Origin of the sequence: Streptomyces sp. NBC_00029, assembly GCF_045160505.1 — a bacterium.
Lineage (GTDB): Bacteria > Actinomycetota > Actinomycetes > Streptomycetales > Streptomycetaceae > Streptomyces.
This window is the reverse complement of record NZ_CP108292.1, coordinates 357565-371467: the sequence shown is the minus strand read 5'-3', so window position 1 is coordinate 371467 and position 13903 is coordinate 357565. Positions and strand designations below refer to the sequence as shown.

At 68.9% G+C, this 13903-nt stretch carries 19 protein-coding genes and 2 pseudogenes; 11 read left to right on the top strand and 10 right to left on the bottom strand.

Going from position 1 to position 13903, the window contains the following annotated elements; genetic code table 11:
* Positions 1–2: 2 nt before the first annotated feature.
* The 3 genes from OG753_RS01795 to OG753_RS01785 are packed head-to-tail and all read left to right on the top strand — an operon-like array spanning position 3 to position 1587.
* The gene (locus OG753_RS01795; RefSeq protein WP_405786813.1) at positions 3–575 is read left to right on the top strand and encodes a hypothetical protein; all 573 of its coding nucleotides are present in this window, start codon (positions 3–5) and stop codon (positions 573–575) included.
* 25 nt (positions 576–600) lie between these two features.
* Positions 601–900, top strand: a complete 300-nt coding sequence (locus OG753_RS01790; RefSeq protein WP_053176088.1) for an RNase A-like domain-containing protein — start codon at positions 601–603, stop codon at positions 898–900.
* 12 nt (positions 901–912) lie between these two features.
* Positions 913–1587, top strand: coding sequence for a contact-dependent growth inhibition system immunity protein (locus OG753_RS01785; protein ID WP_405786811.1), 675 nt, complete (start codon positions 913–915; stop codon positions 1585–1587).
* Between the two features lie 277 nt (positions 1588–1864).
* On the opposite strand, the gene OG753_RS01780 is transcribed toward OG753_RS01785, so the two are convergent.
* The 3 genes from OG753_RS01780 to OG753_RS01770 all read right to left on the bottom strand — a co-directional run bounded on the left by OG753_RS01780 (position 1865) and on the right by OG753_RS01770 (position 2843).
* Complete coding sequence (locus OG753_RS01780) at positions 1865–2116, bottom strand: hypothetical protein (RefSeq protein ID WP_327260297.1); 252 nt, start codon at positions 2114–2116, stop codon at positions 1865–1867.
* A gap of 57 nt (positions 2117–2173) precedes the next feature.
* Positions 2174–2503 carry a hypothetical protein gene (locus OG753_RS01775; RefSeq protein WP_405786809.1) on the bottom strand — a complete coding sequence of 110 codons (330 nt, stop codon included), beginning with the start codon at positions 2501–2503 and terminating at the stop codon, positions 2174–2176.
* Positions 2504–2567: 64 nt separating this feature from the next.
* Complete coding sequence (locus OG753_RS01770; protein ID WP_405786807.1) at positions 2568–2843, bottom strand: isoamylase early set domain-containing protein; 276 nt, start codon at positions 2841–2843, stop codon at positions 2568–2570.
* An 862-nt stretch (positions 2844–3705) separates the two neighbouring features.
* On the opposite strand from OG753_RS01770, the gene OG753_RS01765 reads away from it, so the two are divergent.
* Positions 3706–3879 carry a CsbD family protein gene (locus OG753_RS01765; RefSeq protein WP_327260293.1) on the top strand — a complete coding sequence of 58 codons (174 nt, stop codon included), beginning with the start codon at positions 3706–3708 and terminating at the stop codon, positions 3877–3879.
* A gap of 536 nt (positions 3880–4415) precedes the next feature.
* On the opposite strand, the pseudogene OG753_RS01760 reads toward OG753_RS01765, so the two are convergent.
* From OG753_RS01760 to OG753_RS01750, 3 genes and pseudogenes are all read right to left on the bottom strand, one after another.
* Positions 4416–4745, bottom strand: a pseudogene (locus OG753_RS01760) (Ku protein); the annotation flags it as partial.
* A gap of 141 nt (positions 4746–4886) precedes the next feature.
* On the bottom strand, positions 4887–5270 hold the full coding sequence (locus OG753_RS01755) for an STAS domain-containing protein (protein ID WP_327260292.1): 384 nt from the start codon (positions 5268–5270) through the stop codon (positions 4887–4889).
* A 56-nt stretch (positions 5271–5326) separates the two neighbouring features.
* Entirely contained in the window at positions 5327–5992 is a 666-nt protein-coding gene (locus OG753_RS01750) for an HSP18 transcriptional regulator (RefSeq protein ID WP_327260291.1), read from the bottom strand.
* Positions 5993–6145: 153 nt separating this feature from the next.
* Between OG753_RS01750 and OG753_RS01745 the strand changes: the two genes are divergently transcribed.
* From OG753_RS01745 to OG753_RS01735, 3 genes are all read left to right on the top strand, one after another.
* The gene (locus OG753_RS01745; RefSeq protein ID WP_327260290.1) at positions 6146–6580 is read left to right on the top strand and encodes an Hsp20/alpha crystallin family protein; all 435 of its coding nucleotides are present in this window, start codon (positions 6146–6148) and stop codon (positions 6578–6580) included.
* A 101-nt stretch (positions 6581–6681) separates the two neighbouring features.
* On the top strand, positions 6682–7077 hold the full coding sequence (locus tag OG753_RS01740) for a DUF2267 domain-containing protein (RefSeq protein ID WP_327260289.1): 396 nt from the start codon (positions 6682–6684) through the stop codon (positions 7075–7077).
* 33 nt (positions 7078–7110) lie between these two features.
* The gene (locus OG753_RS01735; RefSeq protein WP_327260288.1) at positions 7111–7557 is read left to right on the top strand and encodes a DUF2267 domain-containing protein; all 447 of its coding nucleotides are present in this window, start codon (positions 7111–7113) and stop codon (positions 7555–7557) included.
* Positions 7558–7588: 31 nt separating this feature from the next.
* Here the strand turns inward: OG753_RS01735 and OG753_RS01730 are convergent, their stop codons facing one another.
* The 4 genes and pseudogenes from OG753_RS01730 to OG753_RS01715 form a co-directional block, all read right to left on the bottom strand.
* On the bottom strand, positions 7589–7762 hold the full coding sequence (locus OG753_RS01730; protein WP_327260287.1) for a CsbD family protein: 174 nt from the start codon (positions 7760–7762) through the stop codon (positions 7589–7591).
* A 128-nt stretch (positions 7763–7890) separates the two neighbouring features.
* A complete protein-coding gene (locus tag OG753_RS01725) occupies positions 7891–8277 on the bottom strand; it encodes a hypothetical protein (RefSeq protein ID WP_405786803.1) in 387 nt (128 codons plus the stop codon).
* Positions 8278–8448: 171 nt separating this feature from the next.
* Positions 8449–8674: pseudogene (locus OG753_RS01720) on the bottom strand (IS630 family transposase); the annotation flags it as partial.
* 19 nt (positions 8675–8693) lie between these two features.
* On the bottom strand, positions 8694–9104 hold the full coding sequence (locus OG753_RS01715; protein WP_405786801.1) for a MerR family transcriptional regulator: 411 nt from the start codon (positions 9102–9104) through the stop codon (positions 8694–8696).
* A gap of 421 nt (positions 9105–9525) precedes the next feature.
* On the opposite strand from OG753_RS01715, the gene OG753_RS01710 reads away from it, so the two are divergent.
* From OG753_RS01710 to OG753_RS01695, 4 genes are all read left to right on the top strand, one after another.
* The gene (locus OG753_RS01710) at positions 9526–11001 is read left to right on the top strand and encodes a SulP family inorganic anion transporter (RefSeq protein ID WP_405786800.1); all 1476 of its coding nucleotides are present in this window, start codon (positions 9526–9528) and stop codon (positions 10999–11001) included.
* Positions 11002–11234: 233 nt separating this feature from the next.
* The gene (locus OG753_RS01705) at positions 11235–11843 is read left to right on the top strand and encodes a hypothetical protein (RefSeq protein WP_405786799.1); all 609 of its coding nucleotides are present in this window, start codon (positions 11235–11237) and stop codon (positions 11841–11843) included.
* 528 nt (positions 11844–12371) lie between these two features.
* Positions 12372–12728 carry a hypothetical protein gene (locus OG753_RS01700; protein WP_405786798.1) on the top strand — a complete coding sequence of 119 codons (357 nt, stop codon included), beginning with the start codon at positions 12372–12374 and terminating at the stop codon, positions 12726–12728.
* Between the two features lie 129 nt (positions 12729–12857).
* Positions 12858–13688, top strand: coding sequence for a 2OG-Fe dioxygenase family protein (locus OG753_RS01695; RefSeq protein ID WP_405786797.1), 831 nt, complete (start codon positions 12858–12860; stop codon positions 13686–13688).
* Positions 13689–13903 lie beyond the last annotated feature (215 nt).

Below are 13903 nucleotides of genomic sequence, written 5' to 3'. Positions count from 1 at the left end.
GAATGATGCACGACCTCACTGCGGAAGGCTGGGCAGACGGACTCGGGCTGTACGAGGACCGCTGGGCCTTTGCGACCGTTGCTCCCCGCGATCACGCGGAGTGGTGGTTCGACGTTGCGGCGATCATGCGTGGTGAAACCGCTGATCCCCGGGGTTGGGCGTCACTCGATCCCTACGAGGAGGAGGTCGACCGCGAGGTCGAGACGTTCGCCTGGATCGAGCCCCCCACCCATCCGGCCGACGTGGCTCGGTTCCGGCACTCCGTCAATGAGCTGCCACGTTCCTCGGCTACATCGCTGATGGTCCTTCTTGCAATCGTCGGCATGGACGCGTCGAAGACATGGGATTTCAACGAGCGGCAGCCGGAGATGGAACGCCGTGCTCAGTTGCTGCTCTCTCGGTTTCCTGTCGGCACCCGTTTCTACTCCAACATCGGCTGGGACGGCGAGGCACCGAATTTTTACGAGCAGCCGGTCAACGCGACCAGTCCATTCAGTCGGAGCCGCTGGGATGCGGGGCTGCTCGCGGTCAACAGCACCGAAGTCGCACTGATCTGGACGTTCGAATCATTCTGACCTTCCCGACCCAACGGGGGACCCCGTGCTGACGCGAACCGCCACCTACCCCGACCGGGAAACCGCCCAATGGGCCACCCAGGAGGTCATCACCCGTAACGAGCAGGCCATCCACCGCTGGCTCGCCCAGGGCACCCGCCTCCGGATCACCCTCGAAGCGGCCTGGCCTTCCCGTCCCGATCCGGTCGGCCGTGTCCTGCTCCAGGCCATGGCCTTCGCCGGGCGCGGGCCCGTGGACGTACGGGCCGCGCGGGTGGTGCTCCGGCGCGAGCCCGGCGCACCTCACGGCTTCGTCGTACACACCACCGTCCCGATCTACCTCTAGAGGCCACACCCGATGTCCATGAAGCCCATCGACTTCGACCGCCGCTACGGCGAGCTGGACCAGGTGATCAGCGCCTACCTCGGCCAGCCCGCCGCCGACGAACCCGACCGGCCCAGCCTCGCCCTCCGGGCCTACTTGCGGCACACCTGGCACACCCGCCCCTGGGCTCTGTCCGTCGCGGAGCAGCAACTGCGCGCTTACGCCAACAATCCGCCCGGTCGGCTGCGTCAGCGGCTCGGCGAGTTCTACCCGGTCCCGGACATCGGCCTATCAGACTCCGAGATCCAGGCATGGCTCGTCCAGCTCGCCGACCACATCCAGCAGAGCATCGAGAGCGGAGAGGTTCCTCGCCCATCGGAGCTGCCCGAGACCCGTTGGGAATGGCATGCGCGTTTCCCCGAACTCGGACAGTTCCTCGGCGGCTGGTTCTCGCAGGACATGCCGGACGAGTTCACCGACCACGAGGCGGCCGTCCGCGACTACGCCGACTCGACACACCGCACTCTCGTGGCCCGCGTCGTCGGCGAGATCCGCGAGCTGCTCGCACTCGGACTGGACGAGGCCGACCACGCACTCGCCGTGGCAGAACTGGGAATGGAGCTCGAACCGCCGGGAGACCACTCGGCGGGCAGCTGGCTCAGTGCCGTCGCCGATGAGCTGAGCGCCTTCCGGCCCAACCACGTGTAGCCGGCCACTGCCGGTGGCGACGGCGGTCCCGTCAGGCCCGAGAACGGCGTACCGGGGTATGGACTCCCGCTCGACGACCGAGCCAAGGCGAGGTACTTCGCCCCCACCTTCGATCAGCTGGCGGTGTAAATCCTGCAACACACACTTCCTGGGTGCGCCGGTCACGGCAGGCCGTGACCGGCGATAGTGCAGTTAACGTGGCACCGGGCGCAGGGGCCGGTCTGGCCGGGTGCCCAGGTGACGACCTGCGGGCGGGGCGTGGCGGTGGTCTGCTCGCTCATGCTGCACCCTCCCTTTCTGCCGATGCGGAGGTGCGGGCGGCGCGCCGCAGCTCGACGCTGCCGGTCCGCCAGGCGGTGGGGGTAGCCCAGTGGGGGTGGGTGCACAGGGCTCCGGAGAGGGTGATCAGCCGACGCCGCAGCATGGTTGTACCGGCCCCGGCGGAGGCCTGCGCGAGCTCGGCGTAGGTCTGCTGCCACGCCTTCTGGAGCGTGATCAGGTCCTCGGGGAAGCGGAACGGTGGTCTCACACTCCCAGTGAAACATGTGTTCGATTTTCTCGGCGAGTGCCGCGCCCCCTGTCGGGGTCAGTCGGGTGTGTGGTGGGTGTCGAGGACGAGGAGCCATTCGTCGTCGTGGGTTTCGACGGTGAGGTCGGCGGCGCGGAGGGTGGCGGCAAGGGCGAGGGTGAAGGCGTGCCGCAGGCCGGGGAGGTCTGCCTGGACGGGACGGGTCCGTCGTGGTCCGCGTCGGCGGGCGGCGGGGTGGGTGATCTGGGTGGGCATCCAGCCGACCATGACGCCGCGTGCGTGGTGGATGAGGTGGACGCCTTCGCCACCGGTGGCGATCTCCTCGAACCCGGCCGCGGTCAGCACTGCGCGGACCCGCAGGTAGAGGTCGTCCTCGTGATCGTTCATGGACGGGAACTGTAGGGCTGCGCCGGCCGCACGGCGGATCACGTCGTGCGGCCGGCCGGGTGGTTCAGGTGTGGATGCGGCTGTTGGTGCCGTCGTGGTGGTCGGCGGTCTCGTCGTCGAACCAGTAGTCGCCGGCGGCGAGGTAGCGGAACGAGTGGCTGCTGTTGGCGGGCAGGGCCACGTTCGCGGTGCGGGTCCCGTCGCCTCGGGGTTCGAGGGGGTGGGCTGCGGGGTTCCAGTGGTTGAAGTCCCCGACCACACTGACCGGACCCTCGGGGCTGTCCTCGGGCAGGACGAAGGTGACCTGGGTCTTGCCCTTGAGCCGCTTGCGTTCCAGCACAGGTGATCTCCATTCGTAGAAGGTCCAGGGGTTCGTGCATCCTCGTCCCCGCCCGCGCGGTGGCGGGCCTGCCGGGCGGCGTGCCGTGTGCGCGTCACCCGGCCGGAAGCCGCCGCAGACGGGAATCGGAGCGGCTGCGGCGGGAGAGGGAACGACGGGCTGAGAAGGGCCCGTGTTCGTAGCGGGGCCCGGCCGGGGTGGCGTCAACCGGCCGGGCCCCGCCGTGCGTGGACCCTCTCATCGCCCTGTCACCGTGCCACGGCCGACCGTGGGCCGCCCGGTGTGCGATCCGTGTGGGGGACTCCGGCCGGGTGCCGCCCCCCGGTCAGCTGCCGGTGATCGGGAAGAGTGCGTCGGCGCCGGCCATCTCGACGTGGCCCGAGCCCTCCCCGACCCCCAGGTCGGTGACCTCCTGGAAGCCATCTCCAGCTGACCCCTGCCACGTGGCCGCCCCACCCCTCCGGAAGACCGGCAGGTCGCTTGTTCGGAGGACCAGGGTCAGCAGCAGCACTGCCAAGACGAGTGCACGACAGGCCTGACGGCCTTCCCGTCCCGCCCATCCGGGGCCCACACGTGAGGAAGGGGCCGGGACCTCCGGCAGAGAGGCGGACCCCATGCCGGACGCCGACTCGGGGGAACGCTTGAATCCTCACCAGCTCAAGGGGTACGGGAACTTCGGCACCCGGCCCGCGTCCGGCGACGACCGCTGAACGGCCTCCGGGATGGGAACGGCCGGTAGCAGGAGTGGGCAGCCGGTGTCCTGGCCGAGGGAGATGGGGCAGCCCCGGTGGGGTTTGCAGCCGGTGATCGGGAGCAGGAGAGCGGTCACGACCAATCCGGTACAGCAACGAGGAGGTCCCCGATGTCGGGCACGGAGAAGAGCAAGGCCCACGCCGAGCAGGCCAAGGGCAAGGTCAAGGAGACCGTCGGGCGGGCCGTCGGCAACGAGCGAATGACCGCCGAGGGCGAAGCCGAGCAGGCAAAGGGCAACGCCCGTCACGCCAAGGAAGACGTCAAGGACGCCTTCCGCCACTGACCGCGGCCGCGCGTACCTGACGCAGCGGCTGGGCCCCGACCTCTTCCCCCTAGGTCGGGGCCCAGCCGCGTCTGCCGCATGTCGAATGCCCGGGAGGACGCCGACGCCGGTACTGAGCGAGGACCCGGCCTCCCACGGTCATCGCTTCGGGGCTTCCTCCTTGAAGTGGCCTTCTTGGCGGCTGTCTTCTTCGCGGCGGGCGTGGTGCCGGTGCCGGCCTTCGCGGGCGGGGCTGTCTAGAGCGTGTAACAGCGCCGGAGCGCGACGTACTCGGGGTAGTGGTCGCGGTAGGCCTGGGTGAAGGTGAGGGCGGGGCACAGGCCAGCGCGTCGGCGCATGTCGACGGCGTCCTCGGGGAGGATGTAACGGGCCTTCTGGCAGTCGCCGAGCTTGGCCGTGAACGCCTTGAGGTAGGCCGTGTGGTCACGAAAGCCCAGCTCCTGCACCGGGCGGACGTTGTCGCAGGAGCCGAGAATCCGGTGATGTAGCGGGCCTCGCCGAGCTCGACGTACGGCAGTCGCGGCACCCGGCGGCCGGTACGGTCCTCGGTAGAAGATCGGGTCCACGGTGTCCAGGTCCACGAACCCGCTGACCTCGATCGTCCTCGACCGGCCCGGCGCGATCTCGTCGAGCTCCTTCGGCTCGACGAGCACGTACTCCTCGCCGGTGTCGAAGCCCTTGACGATCTCCTCCAGCTCCATCTCCTTGCCGGTGCGCTCGTTCACCCGCCGGTTGCGGATCCGGTCGGAGGTGCCGCGCTGCAGCTGGTGGAAGTGGATCGTGTGGATGTCGGTCGCGGTGTAGAGCGAGACCGGCAGCGAGACGAGTCCGAAGGAGAGGATCCCGGTCCAGACGGGTCTGGCCATCGTTGATCACCACCTTGACCTGCGGTGCCGTCCTGCTGGGCGCCTTCCCGCACAGGCTTGATCACCCCCTGCCGGGGCGGGCGAAGCCCGGACAGGCGTCCGTCCGGGCCGCTCGGCCTGCCGCCGTGGCTCGTCGGCGCCCTACACGCCTGCCGAGGGCAGGCCGAAGGCAGGAAGATCGTCCTCTCGCGGGAAGAGGGACTCCGCGCCCGTTATCTGCAGCAGCCTTTGGAGCTGGGGAGCCGGGTTCGCCAAGTGGACTGCGGCGTTGGCCTTGGCCGCTGTCAGTCGCGCGGCGAGGAGTGCGTTGAGTCCCGAGGAGTCGCAGAAAGTGACCCGGCTGCAGTCGGCGACGATGCGGTCGGCTCGGGAAGCGCTGACGAGGCTTATGGCTTCGGCGAGGGCGTGGCTGAGGGAGGGGGCGGTGTCGATGTCGATCTCGCCGGTGGGCCGGACGGCGACCACGCGGCCGACGATCTCCACGACGTGCTGTGTGCCGTTGCCGTGGTTGTCTCGCTCGGTCACGGGAGTACCTCCTCGGTGTGCAGCCCTGTACGGACGGCCGGTTGGTCGACGAGCGCTCAGGCGTTGCGCTGGTCGGTACTGTCCTGGCGGAGCTGGTCGGTGTGGCGGGTCATGGCCTCGATGCGGTCGGCGAGGTCGGTGTCGTCGGGCCCCAGGTGGGGCCGGGTGCCGGCCAGGGGGCCGACCAGGCGAGCGGCGTCGTCGTCTGCGAGCGCCAGATTGAGCTCGCCGACGGCGCCCTCGGCGCCGGTGGGAAGGCCCGTGAGTGAGGTGACCTGTCCTGCGAGGCGCCGCAGGTCGGCCGCGTTGTCGCGGGCCCAGGCGGTGACGGTGCGCTCGGCGGCCCGCGAGTCGCGGGTGGCCTGGACGCGCTGTTCGCCCGTGCTGCCTGCCGCGCCGGGGCGCAGCCGGAGGTAGCGGCGTTCGGCGGCCTGCCGGCTGGCGACCCCGAGCGGCCCGGCGAGATCGGCCCAACTGGCACCTTGGTCGCGGGCGGTCTCGATCAGCACGCTTTCCCAGCCGGCGAGCTGCTCCCGGATCTCGCGCAGCATCAGCAGGGCGGCCAGGGCGGGGTGAGGTCCCGCGGCCGGTACGGATGCCGCCTGGTCCTCCGGGGTGCCCGCGGTGGGTTGCCGGGTGTCTGCCACGGCCTTGCTGATGATCTCCAGGGCAGCGGCAGCAGCCGTGAAGCGGACCGGCCCGGGTGGCGAGGGTTCGCTCATGACCCATCTCCAGAACGTCGTCGTTTCGATGCCATGCAGTGTCGTCATCCTTCCGGTGACGCATTACTTGTCATCGCTTCGATGACATGTTACAACGGTGGCACTTGAAGCGCATTGGCAGTTCCTGCCTGAACCAACTGGAGGTGTTTCGCGATGTTGATGCGCACCGACCCGTTCCGCGAGATGGACCGCATCGTCCAGCAGCTGTCCGGCACGTCGGGCACATGGTCGAAGCCGTCCGTGATGCCGATGGACGCCTACCGCCAGGGCGACGTGTACGTGATCGCCTTCGACCTCCCCGGAGTGAGCACCGAGGCGATCGACATCGACGTCGAGCGGAACATGCTGACGGTGAAGGCCGAGCGCAGGCCTGCGGGGAAGTCCGACGGCGTGCAGATGGAGCTCTCCGAGCGGCCCCTCGGTGTCTTCTCCCGGCAGATCATGCTGGCCGACACCCTCGACACCGAGCACATCGAGGCCGACTACGACGCGGGCGTCCTGACCTTGCGGATCCCGATCGCCGAGCGCGCCAAGCCGCGCAAGATCGCCATCGGCGGCGAGTCCGGCCGCAAGCAGATCTCCGGCTGACCGCTCGCCAGCGGCGGAGGACGGGAACCCGATCCCCCTCCGGCACCCGTCCTCCGCACCCCCCCGCCCCCCTTTCACCCCTCCCATGGAGGTGACGTGAGATGCCGATGCGCCGGGAGGCGTTCCTGGAGCACGTCCAGGAACGCGGCGAGTACCGGACTCGGGAGGAAGCCGAACGCGTGGCCCGCGTCGTCCTCGCCCTGCTGGGCGCGCACCTGGTCGGCACCGTGCGGGCCGAGCTCGCCGCACGCCTCCCCGAGACCTACGCCCTGATCCTCCTCAACCCCCTGCAGGCCGCAGAGCCGCTCGCCCCCGAACGCTTCGTCCGCGCGACCGCGGCCTGGATCGAAGGCGCCACCGAGAAGACGGCCCTGTGGGACATCGGCGCGGTCCTGTCCACGGTGGCTGCAGCTGCCGGAGATGTCCTCATCCGCGAAGCACTGCTCCAGCTCCCGCCCGGCTACGACCTCCTCTTCGGCCACCCCCAGCCCACCTGACCGCCGCCAGCGAAGAGAAAGGCAACCGCGATCATGTACGACCAGCCTCGAGCGAACCCGGCCCAGACCGCTATGACGTTCGACCAGATGCTGGAACGCGTGCGCTACGAAGGCGCCTACCCCACCCGCGAACGCGCCGAGGACGCCGTCCGCACCGTCCTCGCCGCCCTCGGCCGGCAGCTCGTCGGAGACGAACGCGTCGACCTCGCCCAAGCCCTGCCCGTCGAAGCCGCCCTCACCCTGACCGCCCAGATCCCCGACACCGAACACCTCACCGGCTGGGGCTTCGTCAAGGACCTCGCCGTACGCACCGGCGCCACCCCGGCCGTCGCCCGCTGGGACACCGGCGCCGTACTCGCCGTCGTCGCCCGCCTCGCCGGACCCGACCTCCTCGCACGGATCCTGCACCAGCTCCCCGGCGGCTACGCCCTCCTCTTCGGGCAGGCAGAACTGCGCCGGCCTGAGCCTGCTGCCGCCTGAAACCGGGCCGGAGTGCGCGGACGTACGTCGATCAGGCCTTGAAGACGTCCTTGACCTTCTCCTTGGCCTCGCGGGCATCGCCCTTGGTCTGCTCCGCACGGCCCTCGGCGGTCAGCCGCTCGTTGCCCGTCAGGCGGCCAGCGGTCTCCTTGAGCTTGCCCTTGGCCTGCTCGGTCTTCGCCTCGGTCTTCTGCTCACCAGACACAGCTGATCACTCCCTCTTGGGTGGAAATACCTTACGAGACCGCGTATGGCCGCTGAAAGTCCTCGCAAACAGGGCCACCGCAACAGGCTTACCCGGGCTCGCCAGGCCCGCCGGCACGGGCCGGCGCGCTACCGGGGGAGAAGGGCGCGGACGGTCTTGCCGCCTTCGGGCCCGGGCGTGACGACGACGTGGTGGGCGAGATCGTTGACCATGTGCCAGCCGAATCCACCCGTCCCGTCGACGAGGTCGGGGGTCCGTGCCGGGGCAGCCTCGGGCTGGGATCCTCGACGGCTAACTCCATGGCGCCGGGGTGGGCGGCGAGGCACCTCGACCAGATGGGCATCGAGTTGGCGAAGCCGGGCAGGGACGGTGTCACGGTGCCACCAGGTGACGAGAACGGCACGCCCGGCGTCGGCAGCGAGCGCGAACAGGGTGTCGTCGCCGGCCCGGCTCAGTCGGTAGCGCCATGCCTGATCGCCGATGCCGAGGGAGTCGTAGAGCAATTCCAGGATCACGTTTTTGTCGATGACCGGCAGGCCGAGTTCCGCGGCAAGTCCGCGGGCCAGGTGCTCTTGCCGCTGGCCGGCAGACCGGAAACGATCACGCGTTGTCGATCACCACGTCAGTCTGTCGCAGCCCGATTTCGGTACTGCCCGCAGGTGAAGTCGGCGCTTCTTCCGTCCTGCTCAGGCCGCTGTTGGTAGCGGTCTGCAGCCTGCAGCCCCGCGGATGGCTTTCTCGCTGCGGATGCGGGCACGTTCGCGTCGGTCCGCGGCCAGGATGTCGGGGTGGCGGGCATTCTTGTTGCGCCAGCGCAGGTAGGCGTGCAGGCCCCGGTCTGGACGGTGTGGTGGGGTGGTGGGAGTGGGCGAGAGTGAACTGCCGCAGGGGTCCGAAGTGGGCTTCGATGGGGGCACCGGGTCACCGCGGGTCAGGACCCGGCCGGTGCGGCCTGGTGCAGGCGCGTACGGAGCGTTTCGGCGAAGTCCTCGGCGCGGGCCAGCTGGATGCGGAGTTTGTCGACCTGCTCGGTGGCGGCCTGCTCGTACTCGCGCACGCGGCCCAGCAGGGCCTCGCGCTCGCCGGCATCGGGGCCGGGCTCGTCATCGAGGCGGTCGGTGGCGTCCAGGAGGTCGCGCATCTGGTCGAGGGTGAAGCCGAGCGGCTTCATACGACGGATGACCATGAGGCGGGCGACGTCGGTCTCGGTGTAGAGGCGGAAGCCGCCCTGCGAGCGGGCCGAAGGAGCGACCAGGCCGGTCTCCTCATAGTGGCGGATGGTGCGCAGAGACAGCTCCGTCCGCGCGGCGACTTCGCCGATCTGCATGTGCTTGTCGTCCACGCCCGCAGTCCTGGCCCTTCTCGTCGTGGAGGGCCGCGTCTCGTGCGCCCCCACCGATCTCTACCCTAACGTTAGGGTAGAGTTGCCGTTACTGGAGGCAGCGTGTCTGCCCCCGTCTGCCGTTCCGGGGCCGAGGGCGCCCCCGGCGAAGATCCGATTCTCGCAGGAGAGAGCGTGCGCGAGCCCATGACGCCCAGCGCCTCCGCCTGCCCCCCGTGACCTTTCGACGTGAGCCGCTCGGCCGCGCCTTCGCGCGCCCCGGCTCCGTCGTCTCCTCGACTTCCGGCCCGCCGTTCACGGGCCGTCCGCGGGGCGCCGGCCTGGCTCCTCCGCGTTCTCCCGCACGCCCCGACTGCCAGCGGGGTGTGCCCGAGCACGACAGGTACTCGTCTCCGTGTCTTCACCCGTAGTGACTCCTGCCATGCGGTGGCGTGGCCTGCGCCCGGACTGGCTGGGCGACCCGAAGGTCTGGCGCACCGAAGTGCTGGCCGGCTTGGTGGTCGCGCTCGCGCTGATACCGGAGGCGATCTCGTTCTCGATCATCGCCGGTGTCGACCCGGCGGTCGGCCTGTTCGCCTCGTTCACGATGGCCGTGGTCATCTCGATCGTCGGCGGCCGACGAGCCATGATCTCCGCGGCCACCGGCGCGGTCGCACTGGTGATCGCGCCGCTGAACCGCGAGCACGGCTTCGGCTACCTGGTCGCCGCGGTCATCCTGGCCGGCGTCTTCCAGATCGCGCTCGGCGCGCTCGGGGTGGCGAAGCTGATGCGGTTCGTCCCCCGCTCGGTGATGGTCGGTTTCGTCAACTCCCTCGCCATCCTGATCTTCATGACCCAGGTCCCCGAGATGACGAACGTCCCGTGGCCGGTCTATCCGCTGATCGCGGCCGGCCTCGCGCTGATGGTGTTCTTCCCCAAGGTCATCACCTTGATCCCGGCCCCGCTGGTCTCCATCGCCATCCTCACCGTGATCACCGTCGCGGCCGGGATCGCGGTACCGACCGTCGGCGCCAAGGGCTCCCTGCCCTCCTCCCTCCCGGTCCCAGGCCTGCCGGACGTGCCGTTCACGATGGACACCCTGACCACCATCGCCCCCTACGCGTTCGCGATGGCGCTGGTCGGCCTGATGGAGTCGCTGATGACGGCCAAGCTCGTCGACGAGATCACCGACACCCACTCCTCCAAGACCCGCGAGTCCGTCGGCCAGGGCATCGCCAACATCGTCACCGGCTTCTTCGGCGGCATGGGCGGCTGCGCCATGATCGGCCAGACCATGATCAACGTGAAGGTCTCCGGCGCCCGCACCCGCCTCTCCACGTTCCTGGCGGGCGCGTTCCTGATGGTGCTGTGCATCGTCTTCGGCCCGGTCGTCTCCGACATCCCCATGGCCGCACTCGTCGCCGTCATGGTCATGGTGTGCTTCGCGACGTTCGACTGGCACTCCATCGCCCCCAAGACCCTAAAGCGCATGCCGGCCGGGGAAATCACGGTCATGGTCATCACCGTCGTCTGCGTGGTCGTCACCCACAACCTCGCCATCGGCGTCGTCGTCGGCTCCGTCACCGCGATGGTCATCTTTGCCAAGCGCGTCGCCCACCTCGCGGAAGTCACCGCCACCACCACCCCCGACGGCAGCAGCGTCCGGTACACCGTGGCCGGCGAGATGTTCTTCGCCTCCTCCAACGACCTCGTCGGCCAGTTCAACTACGCCGGCGACCCCGACAAGGTCGTCATCGACCTGTCCCAAGCCCACATCTGGGACGCCTCCTCCGTCGCCGCCCTGGACGCCATCGAGACCAAGTACGCCCAGCGCGGCAAGACCGTGGAAATCACCGGCCTGAACGACCCCAGCGCCGATCTCCACGGCAAGCTCACCGGTGAACTGACCAGCCACTGACCGCAACATCGAGAACGGCGAAGGGCCCCTGCCATCGGTCGGGGCCCTTCCCCGTTCTCAGAAATGAACATCAGTGAATCGGCTTGTGAGAGACGGAGCGGCCGGTGGCCGGTGGCCGGTGGCCGGTGTGCGGATGATGGGGCAAGTCCAGTGCGGAGCTCTGCTGTTGTGGTGTGCTGAGCCGTGGACGCAGCAGAGCGCGGACTACCGTAAACGTCGATACGGAGAGGCACATGGAGTTCGGAACCGCCACGCAGTTGATCACTGTTGGAGCCACTCTGAGCGGCGTAGTCCTGACGCTTCTGGCCAACGCCTACCTCGAGCGCCGCAGGGCGCGGGACACGCGCGAACTTGAGTCGATGCGATGGGATGCGGACCATTCGACGTGGCTGCGGGAGGAGCGTACGAAGGCTTATGCCGGGCTCTCGCTTGCAGGAGAGGAGGTGCTGCAGTTCATACGTTCTGAGATGCCACTGCTCATCGGCCCGGCCGGTGCTGCTCGACGTGCTGATGCGGAGGCTCGCTGGCACGAACTTCGCACCGAGCTCCGGAAGGCCTATAACCAGGTCGCACTCTTTGGCGCTGACCAGGCACGGACAGCTGGTCTGCACATGTGGCGGATCGCCCGTAGCGGAGGAAGCGACTTTCTGCATGCCCTCGGCCCCGACGACGTACCCCCGTCCGATCAGCTCGACCTCCCCGAGCAGATCAGGACGATCACATCGGACCTCGGGACGGCTGGCGATCGGTTCCTGGAAGCCTGCCGTGAAGATCTACAGGGTGAATGCTCCCCCCTTCGAAGAGAGCCGGGTCCCGACAGACCAGCCTGGAGGCAGGAGTAGTACCGCCGCTGACACTTCGGGCAGGTGGAGCGAGCCGCCATTGCCCGATCGAGCGCCCATTCCTGTGCCGAAGTCGGCGTCCGCTTCGGTCGGGCGGGGTCCACCCGGTAGAGCCGCCTCGGGTGGGTTGGTTGCACGACTGGTCGGGCCGGGTCGGCGCAGTACTTGCAGCGCCGGACCGCGACCGGGGCGCGCCTGCCAAGGGCTCAAGCCCTGCTTCCGCTACTGCCGCCGGGCAGTCAGATCCTCGGGACAGGTGCGCCGATCGAACTCCGAAACCAGCCTGCTCACGGGATCCGAAAGGGCCTCCGCCCGGAACTCGCCGAAAGGTCGGAGCCTTGGCCACGGGCCACATGGCTTCGGTTTCGACTCGTGAGACAAGATGGGTCTCCGATCGGTCAAGGGAGTGTCGGGATGGCATATGTGCTACAAGCGGTGATCGCCGGAAATGAGCTGCTACGTGATGCCTTCCGGGACCTGCCTGCGGCTCGGGTGGCGCCCCTCAGACAAGGCCTGTCGCTAGCCCCTATGACCGGCAAGCTGTTTGATGCCCTCGCGGACGGAACCGATGTGGATCATTTGGGGTTCCGGCGGCTCCCGGGAGGATTCGACAGGCTCCTCGCCAAGTGGTCGACCGCCGGGTCGATGGCCTACGTCGAAGCCGAATACTTCGGTGGCACGGGCGAGCAGCACGCTGCGGTCTGGGCTGGCGGAGCCATCAAGCTGGGACCGCTTCACGTGCAGGAGAGCCAGCCGATGCCCCCTGCGGGCAGCCCGATTTCCCAGGCCTTGCGACAGCTGGGCGTGCAGACAACCGCTACAGAGGACGAGTTCTCAGCCGCAGGCCTGGGCCGTCATCGCCACAGCGAGGGCTGGACCGCCTGACAGCGACTTCCCCGCAGGAACACGCAAACGCGCGGATCGAGCCCGTTCACGTGAGAACCGCGCACCGTCACCGATTCGTCCAGCGCAGTGTTCCCGCCCGAGCACTTGCTCTGATACTTGGAGGAACACGTGGGAAAGGCCGAACCCCAGCGGCGATCGCACCCTGATGCGGCGGGTGCGGGCGAGTGCACGGATGGTCTGCGCGAGCGCGGGTTCGTCCGCTACGGCGCTGAGCAACTCGGTATCCTCCCGGCCGGCTCCGCCGCGAGGGACTTGGCCAGGATCCGGGAGGTCTTCGAGGCTCTGCCGCCCGACCCGTACGCGCCCGGGACGAATCGGTTCCGCCGGTACTCCCATGCCGTGTACCTGCCGTGGACGGACGAGCTGTCCTGGATTCCCGGAACCCCCGACCCCGTACACGGTACGGTCACCGACTTCTCTCAGGGCGAGGACGACCCTGAGTATCCGCGGACGCGGCGCGTGCTCCCCGACATTCCCGAGGCGCTGCGCGGCAATACTCTGCTGTTGCGACTCCTGCGCTGGGACATCGAGCAGGTCCTGTCGCTGAAGAATCTGGGGAGACGGCCGCTGTGGGCCGGTGTCCACCTGATCAGGCTCGGTGTCGACCGTCCCGGCCAGGAGGCCGTTTCCAACCCGAACTGCTTGCACCAGGACGGTGGCTCGGCCAGCACGTTCACTTTCGCCCACCTGATCAGCCGTACCAACGTCACCGGCGGGCAGAACGTCATCGCCACACCAGGCAGCGCAGGCCTCCAGCCCGAGGACCCGTGGGCGGACATCCACGCCGACTTCACCCTCACCGACCCACTGGATGGCTACGCCGTCCACGACCACAGAGTCAGCCACTACGTCGGCCCGGTCCGCGCGGGCTCCGAGCCGGGGCCGGGCGAACGGTCCATCCTCATCGTCGGCCTCGCCCCGTACGTTCCGCAGCTGTGACACCGGCACCACCACCCCAGCCGAGAGGCGGATCCTGACGCGACTGCGTCAGGAGTGCGGAGGCTGAGCGCCAGGCACTGCTCGGACTCGCCGAGGACTGCCCCACTACGACTGTCGTCTACGAGCCCGCTGCCTCATAGAGGCCCGCAGCTCAGCTGCAAACGCGTGGCAGCGACCGGGTGCTGGGAAGGAGCCTGTTGACCTGTCTAACCTCT

What these genes read in the sequence shown, in the direction of transcription:
- OG753_RS01795 (WP_405786813.1), top strand. Translation starts at nt 3, where the DNA reads ATGATGCACGACCTCACTGCGGAAGGCTGGGCAGACGGACTCGGGCTG.
- OG753_RS01785 (WP_405786811.1), top strand. Translation starts at nt 913, where the DNA reads ATGTCCATGAAGCCCATCGACTTCGACCGCCGCTACGGCGAGCTGGAC.
- OG753_RS01775 (WP_405786809.1), bottom strand. Translation starts at nt 2,503, where the DNA reads ATGAACGATCACGAGGACGACCTCTACCTGCGGGTCCGCGCAGTGCTG.
- OG753_RS01765 (WP_327260293.1), top strand. Translation starts at nt 3,706, where the DNA reads ATGTCGGGCACGGAGAAGAGCAAGGCCCACGCCGAGCAGGCCAAGGGC.
- OG753_RS01750 (WP_327260291.1), bottom strand. Translation starts at nt 5,992, where the DNA reads ATGAGCGAACCCTCGCCACCCGGGCCGGTCCGCTTCACGGCTGCTGCC.
- OG753_RS01745 (WP_327260290.1), top strand. Translation starts at nt 6,146, where the DNA reads ATGTTGATGCGCACCGACCCGTTCCGCGAGATGGACCGCATCGTCCAG.
- OG753_RS01740 (WP_327260289.1), top strand. Translation starts at nt 6,682, where the DNA reads ATGCCGATGCGCCGGGAGGCGTTCCTGGAGCACGTCCAGGAACGCGGC.
- OG753_RS01735 (WP_327260288.1), top strand. Translation starts at nt 7,111, where the DNA reads ATGTACGACCAGCCTCGAGCGAACCCGGCCCAGACCGCTATGACGTTC.
- OG753_RS01710 (WP_405786800.1), top strand. Translation starts at nt 9,526, where the DNA reads ATGCGGTGGCGTGGCCTGCGCCCGGACTGGCTGGGCGACCCGAAGGTC.
- OG753_RS01705 (WP_405786799.1), top strand. Translation starts at nt 11,235, where the DNA reads ATGGAGTTCGGAACCGCCACGCAGTTGATCACTGTTGGAGCCACTCTG.
- OG753_RS01700 (WP_405786798.1), top strand. Translation starts at nt 12,372, where the DNA reads ATGACCGGCAAGCTGTTTGATGCCCTCGCGGACGGAACCGATGTGGAT.